The 15,955-nt window shown below is 69.6% G+C and carries 12 protein-coding genes; 7 read left to right on the top strand and 5 right to left on the bottom strand.

The features are described 5' to 3' along the window. The first annotated feature begins 28 nt into the window (after positions 1-28). Together FHS42_RS26075 and FHS42_RS26070 are read left to right on the top strand one after the other, a co-directional pair. Positions 29-2,647, top strand: a complete 2,619-nt coding sequence (locus FHS42_RS26075) for a heavy metal translocating P-type ATPase (protein WP_246495441.1) — start codon at positions 29-31, stop codon at positions 2,645-2,647. Further along, positions 2,644-3,216: a copper chaperone PCu(A)C gene (locus tag FHS42_RS26070; RefSeq protein WP_184576079.1), complete on the top strand. Its 573-nt coding sequence runs from the start codon at positions 2,644-2,646 to the stop codon at positions 3,214-3,216. Before FHS42_RS26075 ends, FHS42_RS26070 begins: the two co-directional genes overlap by 4 nt. Positions 3,217-3,589: 373 nt before the next feature. Here the strand turns inward: FHS42_RS26070 and FHS42_RS26065 are convergent, their stop codons facing one another. Next, the gene (locus FHS42_RS26065; RefSeq protein ID WP_376772703.1) at positions 3,590-4,393 is read right to left on the bottom strand and encodes a sigma-70 family RNA polymerase sigma factor; all 804 of its coding nucleotides are present in this window, start codon (positions 4,391-4,393) and stop codon (positions 3,590-3,592) included. Here FHS42_RS26065 and FHS42_RS36315 point away from each other — a divergent pair. Next, complete coding sequence (locus FHS42_RS36315; RefSeq protein ID WP_221476897.1) at positions 4,275-4,658, top strand: zf-HC2 domain-containing protein; 384 nt, start codon at positions 4,275-4,277, stop codon at positions 4,656-4,658. The two genes, FHS42_RS26065 and FHS42_RS36315, sit on opposite strands and share 119 nt — an antisense overlap. Before the next feature lie 274 nt (positions 4,659-4,932). On the opposite strand, the gene FHS42_RS26055 is transcribed toward FHS42_RS36315, so the two are convergent. After that, positions 4,933-5,763: a PE-PGRS family protein gene (locus tag FHS42_RS26055; protein ID WP_184576075.1), complete on the bottom strand. Its 831-nt coding sequence runs from the start codon at positions 5,761-5,763 to the stop codon at positions 4,933-4,935. A 790-nt stretch (positions 5,764-6,553) separates the two neighbouring features. Between FHS42_RS26055 and FHS42_RS26050 the strand changes: the two genes are divergently transcribed. Both FHS42_RS26050 and exaC read left to right on the top strand, forming a co-directional pair. After that, positions 6,554-7,897: a GAF domain-containing protein gene (locus FHS42_RS26050; RefSeq protein WP_184576292.1), complete on the top strand. Its 1,344-nt coding sequence runs from the start codon at positions 6,554-6,556 to the stop codon at positions 7,895-7,897. Positions 7,898-7,912: 15 nt separating this feature from the next. Continuing rightward, on the top strand, positions 7,913-9,436 hold the full coding sequence (gene exaC, locus FHS42_RS26045) for an acetaldehyde dehydrogenase ExaC (protein WP_184576073.1): 1,524 nt from the start codon (positions 7,913-7,915) through the stop codon (positions 9,434-9,436). A 61-nt stretch (positions 9,437-9,497) separates the two neighbouring features. On the opposite strand, the gene FHS42_RS26040 is transcribed toward exaC, so the two are convergent. Then, positions 9,498-10,988 (bottom strand): tyrosine-type recombinase/integrase, encoded by a 1,491-nt coding sequence (locus FHS42_RS26040; protein ID WP_246495425.1) that lies wholly within the window; start codon positions 10,986-10,988, stop codon positions 9,498-9,500. Next, positions 10,979-11,176 (bottom strand): helix-turn-helix transcriptional regulator, encoded by a 198-nt coding sequence (locus FHS42_RS26035; protein WP_184576072.1) that lies wholly within the window; start codon positions 11,174-11,176, stop codon positions 10,979-10,981. Before FHS42_RS26035 ends, FHS42_RS26040 begins: the two co-directional genes overlap by 10 nt. 835 nt (positions 11,177-12,011) lie before the next feature. Between FHS42_RS26035 and FHS42_RS26030 the strand changes: the two genes are divergently transcribed. Beyond that, entirely contained in the window at positions 12,012-13,427 is a 1,416-nt protein-coding gene (locus FHS42_RS26030; RefSeq protein ID WP_184576070.1) for a helix-turn-helix domain-containing protein, read from the top strand. A 440-nt stretch (positions 13,428-13,867) separates the two neighbouring features. After that, positions 13,868-14,773 carry a methyltransferase domain-containing protein gene (locus FHS42_RS26025; RefSeq protein WP_184576068.1) on the top strand — a complete coding sequence of 302 codons (906 nt, stop codon included), beginning with the start codon at positions 13,868-13,870 and terminating at the stop codon, positions 14,771-14,773. A gap of 119 nt (positions 14,774-14,892) precedes the next feature. Here the strand turns inward: FHS42_RS26025 and FHS42_RS26020 are convergent, their stop codons facing one another. Beyond that, positions 14,893-15,702 (bottom strand): hypothetical protein, encoded by an 810-nt coding sequence (locus tag FHS42_RS26020; protein WP_184576066.1) that lies wholly within the window; start codon positions 15,700-15,702, stop codon positions 14,893-14,895. Between the last annotated feature and the right edge of the window lie 253 nt (positions 15,703-15,955).

The raw sequence follows: 15,955 nt of genomic DNA, 5'->3' as shown, positions 1-15,955 counted from the left end.
GGTTACGACCGAGCTGCTCATCGGCGGCATGACCTGCGCCGCTTGTGTCTCGCGCGTAGAAAAACGGCTCGCCCGCATGGAGGGCGTCACCGCCACCGTCAACCTCGCCACCGAACGCGCCAGCATCACCCACCCGCCCACTGTCTCCACCAACGAGCTCATCGCCACGGTGGAGCGCACCGGTTACACCGCTGAGCCGCCACCGGCGCCCCGCCCCGCCATGCTCACCACCGAGCTGACGGTGGGCGGCATGACCTGCGCCGCCTGCGTATCCCGGGTAGAAAAGCGACTCGCTCGTGTGGAGGGCGTCACCGCCACCGTCAACCTCGCCACCGAACGCGCCAGCATCACCCACCCCGCGGCCGTCTCCGTGGCTGAGCTGACCGCCACCGTCGAGAAGGCCGGGTACACCGCCGAGCCGGTGCCCTCATCGGCCAGGCCCGGCGACGCGGGCAAGCGCGGTGCTGACGGCACCAGCGGCGAGAGCGCAGACGACGCGACGAAGCGCAAAAAGGCGGCCGTCGCCCGTGAGGAACGGGACCGGCTGCTGATCACGGCGCTGCTCTCGATCCCGGTGCTGGTGATCTCGATGGCCCCGGGGCTCCAGTTCCGCAACTGGCAGTGGGTGTGCTTCGTACTCTCCACGCCGGTCGTGGTGTGGGGTTCGTGGCCCTTCCACTCGCGGGCTGCGCGCGGGCTGCGGCACGGCGCTGCGACCATGGACACCTTGGTCTCGCTCGGCACCATCGCGGCCTTCTCCTGGTCAACCTACGCGCTGTTCTTCGGCGGCGCCGGCAAGCCAGGCATGGAGATGCCGTTCACGCTGTTGCCGTCCGCATCGGGCGACACGCCGCACGTCTATCTGGAGGCGGCGGTCGCCGTCCCACTGTTCGTACTGACCGGGCGGCTGTGTGAAGCGCGCGCCCGGCACGGCACCGGCTCCGCGCTACGCGCGCTCGCCTCCCTCGCCGCAAAAGACGTGGTGATCAGGGTGGGCGGCGTCGAACAGCGCGTACCCATCGAGCAGTTGCAGGTCGGGGATCGGTTCGTCGTACGGCCGGGTGAGCGGGTCGCTACCGACGGCGTCGTGACCGAGGGCGGTTCGGCCCTGGACATGTCGCTGGTGACAGGCGAGAGCGCGCCGGTCGAGGTGGGCCCCGGGTCAGCGGTCGTGGGTGGTGCCGTGAACTCGGGCGGGCTGCTTGAGGTACGCGCCGAGGCCGTGGGCGCCGACACCCAACTGGCGCGCATCACCCGCCTGGTGGAGGACGCGCAGGCAGGCAAGGCGAAGGCGCAGCGGCTCGCGGACGCGGTGGCCGGCATCTTTGTCCCGATCGTGTTGGCCATCGCCGTCACCGTGTGCGGCTTTTGGCTCGGCGCCGGCGCCGACCCGCAGGCCGCGGTGACGGTTGCCGTGGCCGTCCTGGTCGTCGCCTGTCCGTGCGCACTGGGCCTGGCCACCCCCACGGCGCTGCTCGCCGCCACCGGGCGCGGCGCCCAACTCGGCATCCTCGTCAAGGGCCCACAGGCGCTGGAGGGGCTGCGCCGCGTGGACACCATCGTGATGGACAAGACGGGCACCTTGACCATCGGCGTCATGGGCGTCACGGAGATCACCTGCCGCGCTGACGGACTCGGCGAAGAGACCGTGATCCGCCTCGCGGGCGCGGTCGAGCAGGGCTCAGAGCATCCGGTGGGCCGTGCTCTGCTGAGCCATGCTCGGCGCGCGGCGCCCGAGGACGCCGAACTGCCGCCGGTCACCGAATTCGCCGCAACGGCGGGCCATGGCGTCAGCGGTCAGGTAACTGGGCGGCGGGTGACCGTCTCCCGTCCGGACGCCGCGTCCGCAGCCGTGGCGGCAACGGACGGCTCGGCCGAGCAGCCGCTGCCCACGGAACTGGTTGACGCGGTGCGTAGCGCCGAGAGCACCGGGCACACGGCGGTGCTGGTGCGCGTGGACGGCGTGCCGGAGGCCGTCGTCGCGCTGGGCGACAGCCTGCGGCCCGGCAGCTATCGCGCGGTGGACCACTTGCGCCGCCTGGGTCTACGGACCGTGCTTGCGACCGGGGACAGCGAGGCGACCGCGCGTACCGTCGCGGACCGCCTCGGCGTCACCGAGATCCATGCCCGGTGCACGCCCGAGGGCAAGGCCGAGTTGGTGCAGTCGCTGCGCGAGCGCGGCCACCGTGTCGCCGTCGTCGGCGACGGCGTCAACGACGCGGCGGCCCTGGCCCATGCCGACCTCGGCATCGCCATGGGTGGCGGCACGGACGCCGCGATCGGCGCCGCCGACATCACGCTCGTACGAGAGGACATGGGCGCGCTGCCCGACGCGGTACGGCTGGCCCGGCGCACGCTGGGCACCGTACGGTCCAACCTGGCCTGGGCGTTTGGCTACAACGCGGTGACGCTGCCGCTGGCCGCCGTGGGCTGGCTGAACCCGATGGTGGCCGCCGCCGCGATGTCGGCGAGCTCCGTGATCGTGGTCGGCAACAGCTTGCGGCTGCGCGGTTGGCAGCCCCCATCGGCCAAGGCCGCATCGGGCCAGGCTCGCTCCAGCGGCTCGCGGCCCGGCGGTCGTCGCCCCGGCGGCCCCCGGCCGTCCGGACCGCGCGTCCATGCCAAGACCGCCGGGGAACAGTCATGAGCGAGGAGCCCATGCCCAACGCATCCGATGCCGCCAGCGAACCCGCACCCGCCGCGGCACGTGCGCCGGCCAGCTCGTCCCCGCCGTGGCGCTTCACGTGGAGCAAGGGCGCGCTGACCGCGGTCTTGGCACCCGTGCTCGCCTGCGTCGTGACGCTGGGCGCCCTCACCGCGTGGACAGCGTCCGGCGCGGCGGGCAGCCCCGCTAAACCCACGCTGGTCGATGCGCGGATCATGCTCCCGTCCAACCCGGAAGCGACGGCCGCGCTGTTCAACCTGACCAACGAGGGCGGTGCCGATGACCAGCTCGTACGGGTCTCGACGCCGGCGAAGGCCGGTCGGGTGATGCTGAGCCGCAGCGTGGACAAGAACGGCGTGGGCACGATGGAGATGGTCGCATCGGTCCGGTTGTCCGCGGGGGGCTCGGTCGAAATGAGCGCTGCCGGCCTTGACGTCATGGTCGAGGACCCGCCCAAGATGCGGCTGGGCGAACGGGTGCCGTTCGTCCTGCACTTCCGCGACAGTGACCCGCTGCGGGTCAACGCCCTGGTGGTGCGGCCGGGGAGCTAAAAGCGCGGCGCGCGTCCGCTGGCCGCCCCGGCAAACGGGTCCAGCGGCTCCGGGCGGCTCCCCCTCCGCCGCAAGCGCGCCCCATGAGCCCCGCCGCACAGCCTGTGGCGGGGCTCACTGGCACGTCCCCTGCCGAAAGGACGCCGACCGCGCGGCTCAAGTGGGGACTCAGCCGGCTGCATCGGGGCTCAACCGGCTGCAACGGGACTCGGCGGGCTTGCGCCGGGCTCAGCGGGGCGTAGCCCCTCCGTGTTGGGCTCTACCATCGGGCTCCGCAAGGGCAGCGCCGCTGCTGGCGCCACAGAGGCTCGTCGCCGCCCCCGTACGGCGGGGGCCCACGGGGTCGTGCCCCGCGAGCCCCCGCCTGGTCGGCTCAGCGCATTCCGGCCAGCTCGGGGACGCGAGCTGGTGCGGCAACGCTACCTGTCGGGTCCGCGGCCGGCACCGCGCTTGGCTCCGGTACCGGGCAGACCTTGGACACCGCTCCCATCGCTGGCGCACCACGGGCCCCAGCCGCACCGGGCACCGAGCCGGTACCCGCCGTGGCCACAGGCAGCGGCGCGGCAGCGGTCAACGGCCCGGCCCCGGCCCGTTCCGCGCTTGCCAACTGTGCGATCAACGCCTCGCGGGCCCGCGCAACACGCGAGCGTACGGTGCCCACAGGACAGCCGGCCACGAGTGCGGCCTCTGCGTACGGCAGCCCGAGGAGCTGGGTAAGGACAAACGCCTCGCGCCGCTCGTACGGAAGTTGCCCGAGCAGTTGCGAAAGGGCGACCCCCTCGTCGAATCCGGGCAGCTCACGCGATTGCGCCAGTTCCGCGGCGGTCTGCCAGTCGTCGGTGTCGGACAGCCGTGGCCTGGCCGCGTTGAAGCGCAGCCGGTCCACGACGGTGTACCGGGCGATGGACAGCAGCCAGGTGCGGGCCGATGACCTGCCTTCGAAGCGAGGCAGGCTACGCAGCGCGCGCAGATACGTCTCCTGAACGAGGTCGTCGGCCGACTGCGGATCGTTGCTCAGCCGCGACACGTATCGCCACACGTCGCGCTGGGTCGCCCGAATGAACTGGTCCACCGCTTCGGTGTCGCCACCGCGCGCCGCCAGCGCCCATGCGGTCACCGCGTCGTCATCACGCTCACGCACGGGCACCACCGCGCTCCATGGTGTCGCATCCCAAATCACGGGAGGAACGGTTGCTGCGCGATCGCGCGCCACAGGGGGCGGTTCGCGGCCCGGCCCCCGCAGCGGGGACCATGGCCGGGTGCACTGTTCCGATACTCGTACCGCCCTCTCCGCCAGGGTTGACGGCGAGGCTCTGCCGCCCGGCATAACCGGGCCGGCAGTCGATGCCCATCTGCACGGTTGTGCCAACTGCCGGCACTGGGAACGCCACGCGAGAACGCTGCGCGAACTGACCGCTCGCATCGGCTGGATGGCGCGTTAGCTGTACGGGAGCCGCGACAGGAGCTGTCGTGGGGGTCGCGATGGTGGCCGTCAGCCGGTGTTGGGGGCGGCCGGGTAGCTGCGTACGGCCGGTCGCGGTGGCGCGGCCGGTCGCCGTGTTGCGGCAGGGCGCCGTGCGCCGTGCCGGTACCGCCCTGGGGTGGGCAGGAGTCATCGCCATGGGTCCTTCCTAAGTTCCAGCGCGCACGTGGGCGCGCCGGTTCCGGTCGCCGGGCGGGCGGTCCGGAAAGGTGGTCTGCCGAGTGGATGAGCCGTCAGATGACGGCGACCCGTGGCGGCGGACCACGCGTGGCGATGACATAGACGAGCAGCAAGCTCCGTGGCCGGTGCTCGTCGTGTGAAGCGGCCGACCGCCCGTGTTCCGGCTGGGGCCCGGGTGCGGTGTCGCGAAAAAGCACGCACAGCGGCGCGAAGAGCCACACGGTGATGGCCCGGCCCACGCGAAACGCCGCCTGTTCACCACCGCACAACCACACGCCGCAAACCAGCGCGACCAACAGGTGCGCGCCCCACATGCCCAGCCCACCGTGCCCGTCGTGCAGAGCCACGGTGTACGCGGTGGAGAGCACATCGCGGACCACGTCGATCAGTTGTTGGCCAAGGCCGGCGCTACCGCCGCCACCACCGGACGAGACACCGCTGCCGTCGGCTGCGGCTGTCACCAACGGGTTGGGCAACCCACAACTGGGCGGCAGCACGGAACCACCGGCCGCGATGCTCTCCCGCAAGGCGTCGGACGCACCGGCGTCGGCACCGTGCGCGGCGGAGTGTCCATGCCCGCTTCCATGCTCGCTTCCATGCCCGGCGCCGTGTGCACCGGCCGCCGTCTGGGCGACGCTGAACAGCGTGTGCAGCGCCATCTGGGCGCCGATCGTCATCGTCATGATCAGCAACGGTCCACGCTCGCAGCGCGCCGCGCACCAGGCCGCTGTGCCCGTCCCGAGCAGGGCCGCGCCAATGGCCCACAGCGGGATGGGGGCTCCGGACATGACCATGTGTCCGGCGGCTGCGAGCAGCACGCAGACCGCCGCGAACATCGCTGCTCGCAGCGCTCGCAGTACACGCCCCGCTTCCATGACGGACATATCGTTGCACTCGCCGCCGGGGTACTGGCGTGCGGGGGCGCAAAGTCGTTGAAGAGGGCGCAAGCGCCGCCCCGCACCTCGGCCCGGTGGTACGGGGCGGTGGGTGGCCGCCGGCCCAGGGGGATGGAGCCGCGGCGTGGTCCCTCGCGCTTGTGCAGTCGCCGTTCTCGTAAGCTTCGAGTGGCGCCGTGCGCCGTCGAGCTCATGGATTGAGCACGGTTCAGCTGTGCCTCAATCGGCTCAGCGGCCACACTCTTGACCCTATATATCGGCCGATATTAGCGCGTAACGATTGCGGCTTGCGTGGGCTCAGTACGCGAGCCGCCGCATCGCCGTGACCGCCGTACGCCGGGTTGGCCCGACTCGGCATACCTCCAGTCAACTGCCGGATGGCGGCGTTCGGCAGCGTGTGGAGACCGCTCATGATGGGTGCTCCGCGCACACCCCGTGTGAATGCGACACGGGTCGGGCCCCGCGCGCGGGCGTGTTCCGCTCGTATCTGGGGCATCCACCTGGCAGGGACGTTGGGGACCGCAGAACGGACGAGGAACATGAGAGCGACAAGTGGCGTACTGTCCGACACCACGGACGTTCGACGGCCGCACCATACGGCCCCGCGAGCCGAGCAATGCCCGAACTGCGGCGGTCAACTAGCCATCAACCAAGACGGCTGGAAGATCTGCCACACGTGCGGATACGCCTCTCCGCCGTAAGTCGTCCGGTGCGAGCCCAGGAGGCAGACCCCGTGGTCAACCCGCCCGTCAACCCGCCCGTGAACCCATGGCTGGCGATGCCACCAGGGACCGATCCCGCGGATAGGTCGCGAGCGGTGCGCGTGGGCTGGGAGGAGTTCTTGGCCCGAGGCTCTGTCACTCCGTCGGTGCGACCGGTAGTGGCGGAGTCCTGGCGCCGGTCGGCTCAGGCACGGGTGGCCAGGGACGGGGTGGCGCCGATCGCCCTGGCGGCGGGCGACCTGGAGACCTACCGCAGCAGCCATCCGCTGGCCCGGGTGCTGCCGCTGTTCCGGGACCTGCTGGGCGGCGTCGCACACGACGGCGCCCATTTGTTCGCGGTCTGCGATGAATTGGGCCGCATGCTCTGGGTCGAGGGACACCGGGGCGTACTGCGCCGGGCGGAAGACATGAACTTCGTAGCGGGTGCCCGTTGGGACGAGCGATACGCGGGCACCAACGCACCGGGCACGGCGCTCACCGTGGGCCACCCGGTGCAAATCTTCGCCACCGAGCACTTCAGCCGCCAGGTACAGCCATGGACCTGCGCGGCGGCTCCGGTGCGCGATCCGCACACCGGGCGGCTCCTTGGCGCGATCGACATCACCGGCGGCGACCACCTGGCCGGGCCGCACAGCCTCGCCCTGGTGCAGGCGACGGCGCGCGCGGCCGAGGCCGAGCTGGCGGCGCTGGAACGACCCACCACGGGTCCCGGCGCCTGGGTGAGCGCCCTGGGGCGTGACGAGGCGCTGCTGGTGGCCGAGGGGCGCCGACTGCGCTTGAGCCGCCGGCACAGCGAGATCATGGTCTTGCTCGCCTGCCATCCGGACGGCCTAACCGGCGACCGACTAGCGCTGCTGCTGTACGGCGAGCGATCCGTGGACCCCGTGACGTTACGCGCAGAGCTGTCTCGGCTACGCAGACGGGTGGGCCCCCTGCTCGGCTCGCGTCCGTACCGGCTGTGCGCCTCGGTCCGGTGCGATGTGCTGACGGCGGCCGACGAGTTGGCCGCCGGACGTCCGCACGCCGCACTCCAGACGTATCAGGGCCCGCTGCTCCCGCTGTCGGAGGCCCCCGGCATCCGCCGGCTGAGGGCGGTCCTCGATGACCGAGTACGCCGCGCCGTTTTGAGTAGCCACGATGTCGAGTTGCTGCGCCGCTGGGCGGAAACACCGTGGGGCGAGGGCGACTTGGAGGCACGGGAGGCGCTGCTCGCCGCGCTGCCGGCGCACAGCCCAGACCGCGCCTCGGTCGCGCGTGGCGCTCGGCGGTTGCGAACGGCGTACGGACTGACGGCGCACGCCCCCGCCGTGGACGGCGGCCCCCGAGCGCAACCTCCGCGCAACATGCCGGGCCCTAGCCTGCGGCCAGCGCCGCCCGTGCCGGGAGCGGGCGGCACCTGATCGGGAGGTCGCCTCATGCCTCGTTACGCGAATCCGGGCTCCGACGACGCCGTGGTGAGCTTTCAGCCGCGCTATGACCACTGGATCGGCGGCGCTTATGTGCCGCCCGTGCTGGGCCGGTACTTCGAAAACCCCACCCCGATCAACGGCCAGACGTTCACGGAGATCGCCCGCGGCACCGCCGAAGACGTGGAACGGGCGCTCGACGCGGCGCACGCGGCGGCTCCAGCGTGGGGCAAGACGTCACCAGCCGAACGCGCGGTGCTGTTGAACCGGATCGCGGACCGGATGCAGGACAACCTCGAAGCCCTGGCGGTGGCGGAGAGTTGGGACAACGGCAAGCCCGTACGAGAGACACTGGCGGCCGATGTCCCACTCGCCATCGACCACTTCCGCTACTTCGCGGGCACCATTCGCGCGCAAGAAGGCAGCCTCTCGGAGCTCGACGAGGACACCGTCGCATACCACTTCCACGAGCCGCTGGGCGTGGTGGCCCAGATCATCCCGTGGAACTTCCCTCTTTTGATGGCCGCCTGGAAGCTGGCCCCGGCGCTGGCCGCGGGCAACGCCATCGTCCTCAAGCCCGCCGAGCAGACCCCCGCGTCGATACATGTGTGGCTCGGCCTGATCGCCGACCTGTTGCCTCCGGGTGTGCTCAACATCGTCAACGGCTTCGGTGTAGAGGCCGGCAAGCCGCTGGCGAGCAGCGCCCGGGTCGCCAAGGTCGCCTTCACCGGTGAGACCACCACCGGGCGGCTGATCATGCAGTACGCATCGGAGCATCTGAAGCCGGTGACCTTGGAGTTGGGCGGCAAGAGCCCGAACATCTTCTTCGACGACGTCTCGGCCACCGACGACGCCTTCTTGGACAAGGCGCTCGAAGGTTTCACGATGTTCGCCCTCAACCAGGGCGAGGTGTGCACCTCTCCCTCCCGGGCGCTGATCCAACAGGGCCACTACGCCGACTTCATCGCCGCCGGAGTGGAACGCACCGAGCAGATCGTCCAGGGCCATCCGTTGGACACCACCACGACGGTCGGCGCGCAGGCATCCAACGACCAATTGGAGAAGATCCTGTCCTATCTGGACATCGGCCAGCAGGAGGGCGCGAAGATCCTGACCGGAGGCGCCAGGGCGGAGCTCGGCGGAGACCTTGAGGGCGGCTTCTACGTCCAGCCGACGATCTTCGAGGGCGCCAACCACATGCGGGTCTTTCAAGAGGAGATCTTCGGCCCGGTGGTGGCGGTGACCTCGTTCACCGACTTCGACAGCGCCATCGAGATCGCGAACGACACGCTGTACGGACTCGGCGCGGGCGTCTGGACCCGCAACGGCAGCACCGCCTACCGCGCAGGCCGCGCGATCCAGGCGGGCCGCGTCTGGACGAACTGCTACCACCTGTACCCCGCGCACGCGGCGTTCGGAGGCTACAAGCAGTCCGGCATCGGGCGCGAGAACCACAAGATGATGCTCGATCACTACCAGCAGACCAAGAACTTGCTGGTGTCGTACTCGCCGAAGGCGCTGGGGTTCTTCTAGAAGCGGGAAATGGGCGCCTGACCTGGGCTTTTGTCCGTCAGGCGCCCTTCGAGGCGCGCAGCTAGGAGGCGAGTCGAAATGCGCCTCTACTCCCCATATCTCCCACTGGTATCCCGCCTCTGACCAGCTGTTCCGGGGCATTTCCGGGCCAAGTCCTGGCTAAGGGCCCCTCCTCATCGTCTGCCGGCGTCTGCCATCGGCGCATCGACTCCTCGATCAAGTGGTTGGCGTGGTTCCGTGCCTCGGCCAGGAACTTGGCGTAGGAGCGGAAGAGGACTTGAATGCTCTGTCCGGCTCGGCGCGCGCACTCCGCCGGGTCAACGCCGGAGGCAAGCCAGAACGAGATGCCTGCGTGGCGCAGGTCGTAGGGGCGCTTGGCCAGTTCGAGGGCATGCTCGTCGAGGGTGAGGGCGGCCTCACGCGCCCGTCTCCACGTGATGCCGTACGCCGCGGCATCGACGTAGTTCCCCGCCGCGTTACGGAAGAGACGCCCATCGGGGGCGACGCCGAAGCGTTCTATGTGTTCGCGCAGCATGCGAACGAGCACGGGCGGGATGGGCACCGGCCGCGTGGCCTTGGCCGCACGTCGCTTGAGCGAGTGGATCTCATGGACAGCTCCGTGATCGGTCCACTCCTTGCCTGCCGCCACGACACCACCCTTTAGGTTGAGCAGCCCCCAGCCGCTCGCCGGCAGGCGGCACTGAGGCTTCTGCAGATGGATGACCTCAGCCGGGCGCATGGCGGCGTAGTACATGCAGCCGAAAAAGGCGTACAGGTGCGGACCGCGACCAGGGAGAGCCTTGGCAGCGGTGAGCAGCCGTGCGACCTGAGCCGGGTTCGGCACGCAGTCGGGATCGACCTCGTCGGCGACCTCAGGCGCCGACCAACGAAGGCCGCTTAGCGGGTTTTGATGGAAGTACCCGCGTTCGACTGCCACCCCGAAAACCTCGTTAACGGCGGCCTTCTTGCGCTTCACGGTCTTCGCGGCAGCGGCCGTTCCATCAACCTTGCGGCACAGCGCATCGAGCCCCCGGCGCAGCGCGTCGGGTTCCTCCAGCTCACTGACGGGCAGCGAGTAACGCTGCAGCCACTCCAGCGCGTCCTGCCACTCCTCCGGCGGAGCGGTTCTCCAGGCGTTCTTGTTGAACGCCCAGGAGTACAGCGCCCGTCGCAGCACGCGAGGCGCCCGCGGCACGGCCCCTGACTCGACGAAGGCTGGGGTGATGGTGGCCAGGGCGTCGGCAAGCGTGCGTCGCGTGTTTCCCGGTGTCCGGTCCCACCGCTGCTCGATGTACTCCCTCGCCAAGGCATACCAAGTGATGCGCTGCTTCAAGGCCCGAAGCTCGGAGGCCGGCAGACCCGTTTGTGGATCAAACGGTTCGCCGTCGCGCGCGGCAGTGATCAGCTTGGCGCGTCGGCTCTCCGCGAGCCCCTTCGTGAGGAATGACTCGGATTTTTCCCGGCCATTGACCGTCCAGCGGACCTCGAACCCCTTGCGGCGGTCGGGCCGGTCACGAATATCCCAGAACCGTACCTTGTAGCTCATCGCCATACAGGCGTGTCCCTTTCACACGCTTCCCACCACGCGTCCAGGTCGGCGCGGCGGCAGCGCAGTTCACCATTGGGTAGCTTGATCATTCGAGGCGCTTCACCGCGCGCACGCAGGCGATAGAAGGCCGATGGGCTCATGCGGATTTCCGCCAAGACTTCGGCAAGCTTGAGCGCAGGGGGACGGGCCATTGACGGTTCCTTCGAATCGTGAAGAGTCATCAATTACTGAGACGAGCACAGTGAAGTGCGCATCACCGTCGCATGCGTTGAAGGACGGAAGACGCTCTCCGCATGGCCGTAAAAGCTGGCATGAAGGGACAGCGTGGTCGCGCGGCTCACCGCCCAGCACAGCCAGCTGCGAACGATGTCAATCGTTGCCACGATCGCCGGTTTGGCCAACCGGCGATCGTGACCTATGTTGCGCTCGCTCCGCCGGAGTCTCGCCATTTGCTGCCGACCAAGCCTGACACGGACTGGCTGTGGGCGGTCCACGTAATCGACGCGCCGAGCGTTGAGGAGTTGAGGTCGAGCAGCCGGAAAGGATAAAAGTCACGTGCCGGCAGACACCGGTGAAAGGGGGGGCCCTTCGATGGAGCAGCCACCGGATCGTTTACCGCCTTCGTTGTTCACGGGTGTTGTACGTTGACATAGCGCCAGCGGGACTTCCAGTCTTTCGGGAGGTTCCTCGTCTGCCGTGAGCGAATACCGCGCAGCCCTATTTCGAGCCTGCGGCACCACCCAGTCGGTACCGCAGGCCGTCACATGCGCCGTCGAGCCCGTCAAGGGACTCAGCATCGACGGCTCACGACACCATGCACGAGGAGCGCCGGCCCGGCGAGCGGGCGTTTGCCTCCGGCACCCACCCGTTGGCCGCCGCGACCGGTTTCGGCATGCTCTATCGCAACTGGACGCGTACGCGCGGGAACCGGGAGCGATGTCCAGGCGGCCGGTGTCCACGTCGAGCTTCACAACCTGGACGTCACCGGCGAACTCGGGTGCGGCCGGGGCGCGGAAGGGGCATTGCGTGCACCCGAGCGACCCGGTCACGCCGCCTGAGCTGTGGAATCACCCCGCTGTGCGCCAAGCGCTCATCGACCGCGACATCGTTACGGTCTTTCGCCACTACCGCCGTCACACCGGCGCCAGCCAGACCCGCCTCGGCGCGCTCACCGGCCTGGCCCAGTCCGACATCAGCGCCATCGAGCGGGGTGCGCGACGCGTAACCAGCGCCGACGTTCTCGACCGCACCGCTACCGGCCTCGACGTCCCGCCGCACCTGCTGAGCCGAACGACCGTCCAAGCCCGCACTCTCCCAGGCACCACCTCGCACAGCGTCCCCACCGGTCCCCCGAGCCCTACTAGGGTGGGCCTGCCAGCGCAATCACGGCACCAGGAGGACGCCATGAGACGCCGCAACCTCATCACCGGAGCCGTGGTCCTCAGTGCCGGCATGCTCGCCCCCACACCTGCCCGGGCCGCAAACCCCATCGCACCGCTAGAGCAAGTGGTGTTCGAGCCGCTGCCGGGTCGCCCTGTGCCACCCACCGACCTCGCCCAGGCACTCACCCAAGGGCGCGCAGCCTTCGCCGCAGCCCGCTACAGCGCCTTGGGAGCCGCCCTGCCCCACCTGGTGGCCACCGCCGAAGCCACCCGCGACCACCAGCACGTCGGCCACGCCCGCGACCAGGCCCATGCCGACGTTGCTCGCGCTTACGTCCTGGCCACCGAACTGGCCGTCAAGCAGCACTCGCCCGTCGCCTGGACCACCAGCGACCGCGCCTTGCACGCCGCCCGCGCCAGCGGCGACCCGCACGTCATCGCCGCCGCTGCCCGCATGGCCGCCATCACCCAGCGCCGCGCCGGCCAAGCAGCAGAAGCGGCGGCCTTCCTCAGCCGAACCGCCCTCACCCTCACCAACAACCACGACAAGCAACCGCCGGCCGCTACCCTCGACGCCGCCGTCATCCTCCTGCTCACCGCCGGCTACAGCGCCGCCGTAGCAGGCCAACGCACCAGCGCACTGGCCCTCCTGGACGAAGCGGACGAGACCCTGCGCCGCATCGCACGCACCCCCCGCCCCGGCGGCGACGGTCTCCTCTTCGCCCACGGCGCCACGCCCGCCGAGGCCGCGATGTACCGGATCTCCTCCTACACCGCCCTGGGCACCCCTGATGACGGCATCCCCTACGCCCGCCGCATCAAGCCCAGCACCCTGCCCACTCCCGAGCGTGCCGCCCGCTACCTCACCGACACCGGCCGCATGTGGGCCCGCATCGGCGACGCCCCCAGGACCTACGCCGCGCTACGCGCCATCGAACGCACCGCCCCCGAAGAACTTCAACGCCCCGCCCTACGCAGCCTGACCACCGACCTTCTCCACTCACAGCACAACCTCGCCGGCATCCGCGCCTTCGCCAACCGCCACGGCGCCTACCTCTAACCGTGGAACACCCCCACCCAGTCGGCGGCATTCCGCTATTTTCGACGGCCGTGAGGGGCCCATCCGATCCAGTGGGCGTTGTCCGCAGCACCGGACAGCGCGCGGTCGATGCTCGTGGAGAACTGCGACTCCGCGCCACTCGCCGAACGTTCGCGCCTCTGCGCGCACTGCGCTCGGTGGTATTAAGGCCGATCTCACCCAACGAACCCCACCTACGCGTACGTTCACGATGGCGTGGCTCGAATCGCTGGTGCACCTGCGGAGCACCGGGCACACTGAACGTAACCGATCGACCACGAGAGTCAGGGGGCGTTCAGGTGGAGCATCGGCAGGAGCAGAACGGGGAGGTCGGGGGGCCGCACTCCAGCCCTGGCGACCCGGGCAACCCGATGCCCGAAGAGGACCCTCAACCACCCGAGGACGAGTAGCAACGCGCGACGATGTCCACGGACCCGGGGTACTGGCGCCACGCATGCGCGCGCAGCATCGACACCTACGCGCCCGGGTACTTCCACCAACGGCCCTGGCTGCGCGAGGATTTCCTCGCCACGCCGCGTGAGCAGTTCGTGCCCGACCTCGTGTGGTGGCCTGACGCACGAGATGACGGCCTGTACCCCCAGTTAGACCGCACGGTGCGACCACGGCAGTGGCTGGAGGCGGTGTACCGGCCGCTGGCCGCCCTCATCACACAGATGGACGACGGCCAGACACCAGCCGCCAACGGTCCGGCCAGCGGTACCTTCACGAGCTCCATCTCCTGCCCGTCGATCGTGGTGGACATGCTCCACCACCTCGACCCGCAACCAGGTGAAAACGTCCTGGAGATCGGCGCCGGCACCGGCTACAGCGCCGCGCTCCTCGCTCGCCGCCTAGGCCCACGCCGCCTGGTCACCATGGAGATTGACGCCGCTCTCGCGCAGGAGGCTGCGCAACGACTACTGCGACTTGACCCCGCGCTCGAAGTGCTGGTGGTCACCGGCGACGGTGAGCTCGGATATCCACCGCGGGCGCCCTACGACCGCATCGTGTCCACCGCCGCAGTGCGTACCATTCCCCCAGCCTGGCTACACCAAGTCCGCCACGGCGGCACCATCCTCACCCCCATCGACACCCCGTACGGCCATGACGCCCTACTCACACTCACCTGCGACGGCGCCGGCAGCGCCACAGGCCACCTCATCAAACCGGTAGCGTTCATGAAACTGCGCGGCCAACGCCACCAACCCCCATGGAAAAACCTCGGCTGGCCCAAAGAACTCCCCGTTGCCGACGCCCCGCCGTGGAAACACCACCGCGTCACCGCAGGCCCCACAGGGCAGCGCATCTATGTCCACCGAGCCCGGTAGAACCGAACACCACCGCCCCGCGACGTGGCCGGCCATGGCCTTCGGCTCCACCCGCCCAGCCCCTCGCCGTGGCGGGCAGGTGCCCGCGGACAGATGGTGCTCTGCGTCAACTGGTCTCGTTAGCGTTGTACTTCATGCACGGTCTGGTGTGCTTGCGTCTCTTGTGGTCGCGGTGGCGTCGCCTGCTGCCAGGTGCCCTGTTCCAGCGCTGTCAGCACGTCCCGTTTGATCTGCGCTCGTTGGTCGTTGCCGACGAGTTCCCCGGGGAGGTAGCCATCGCGCACCTCGTGAGGGCGTAGCACGGAGCGGATGAACGCGTACTCAGCCGGGTGTGCGTCGCTCAGGGACTGGTTGGCGGCTTCCTTGGCCTTGGCGAACGCGAGCGTGCGGGGGTCGTTGAGTTCGCGCTCGCGCAGTGCCAGGGTGAGTTGGCGAATGCAGCGTTTGTACTCCGTGCGCCGCTGCTGGATCGCTGCCAGGAAGCGTCGGGCGTTGAGTACGTCCATCGCTTGTGCCCGGGGGAGCGCATAGAAATCATCGGGAAGAGTTCCTAAGCCATGGGGGCTTTTTACCCATGCTTGCTCTGTGACCTGGTGTCCGAGGTCTCGCAAGGCGTTCTCCCAGCGGCCCAGCAGCAGCGGATGACGCAGTGCCATGCTGCGGTCGTCCTGTTCCTTGGCGTCCTCGGCGACGGCGTCGCGCACGGCAAGGTCGCCGGCCGCCAGCAGCGCCTGGACCTCCGCGGTAGGTGGTGCGGTGATCAGGCCATGGGTAAAGGCATACGTGAGCTGCTCGTGTACGTCGCGAAAGGCCGGCATTCCAGGCGCGTCCCCCAGGTGCCGGCGCGCGCGTTCTTGCTGGATGAGGTCGGTGTGCTCATCGAGGAACGCCTGCCCGAACCAGCTCTGTGCGGTTCGATGGGAGTTCATTGCGGAGACTCCGCCCGGCACTGCCCGCGCACCAGGAAGACGGCCAGAAGCACCCGAACGGGATCGATTCCGACCTGCGATGCCCCATCCGTTCCTGAAACCGCGCATGAACCGCCACCGCCGGACCCCTCCGAATCACCGGGAATTCGCTACTCACGCCCGGGGAGGGATGCCCAGTACCGGGCCCATGCCCGCGCCGCGGTGACGGTGCGCTCCAGGTCTTCCGTCCCGTACTGCTGCCACGCTTCCCACC

Source organism: Streptomyces zagrosensis, from assembly GCF_014203645.1.
Lineage (GTDB): Bacteria > Actinomycetota > Actinomycetes > Streptomycetales > Streptomycetaceae > Streptomyces > Streptomyces zagrosensis.
The sequence above is the reverse complement of the archived record's forward strand: the minus strand, read 5'-3'. Positions and strand labels throughout refer to the sequence as shown.

What these genes read in the sequence shown, in the direction of transcription:
- FHS42_RS26070 (WP_184576079.1), top strand. Translation starts at nt 2,644, where the DNA reads ATGAGCGAGGAGCCCATGCCCAACGCATCCGATGCCGCCAGCGAACCC.
- FHS42_RS26035 (WP_184576072.1), bottom strand. Translation starts at nt 11,176, where the DNA reads ATGGCCCGTCCCCCTGCGCTCAAGCTTGCCGAAGTCTTGGCGGAAATC.
- FHS42_RS26050 (WP_184576292.1), top strand. Translation starts at nt 6,554, where the DNA reads ATGCCACCAGGGACCGATCCCGCGGATAGGTCGCGAGCGGTGCGCGTG.
- FHS42_RS26075 (WP_246495441.1), top strand. Translation starts at nt 29, where the DNA reads ATGACCTGCGCCGCTTGTGTCTCGCGCGTAGAAAAACGGCTCGCCCGC.
- FHS42_RS26020 (WP_184576066.1), bottom strand. Translation starts at nt 15,702, where the DNA reads ATGAACTCCCATCGAACCGCACAGAGCTGGTTCGGGCAGGCGTTCCTC.
- FHS42_RS36315 (WP_221476897.1), top strand. Translation starts at nt 4,275, where the DNA reads ATGAACTGGTCCACCGCTTCGGTGTCGCCACCGCGCGCCGCCAGCGCC.
- FHS42_RS26040 (WP_246495425.1), bottom strand. Translation starts at nt 10,988, where the DNA reads ATGGCGATGAGCTACAAGGTACGGTTCTGGGATATTCGTGACCGGCCC.
- FHS42_RS26055 (WP_184576075.1), bottom strand. Translation starts at nt 5,763, where the DNA reads ATGTCCGTCATGGAAGCGGGGCGTGTACTGCGAGCGCTGCGAGCAGCG.
- FHS42_RS26025 (WP_184576068.1), top strand. Translation starts at nt 13,868, where the DNA reads ATGTCCACGGACCCGGGGTACTGGCGCCACGCATGCGCGCGCAGCATC.
- exaC (WP_184576073.1), top strand. Translation starts at nt 7,913, where the DNA reads ATGCCTCGTTACGCGAATCCGGGCTCCGACGACGCCGTGGTGAGCTTT.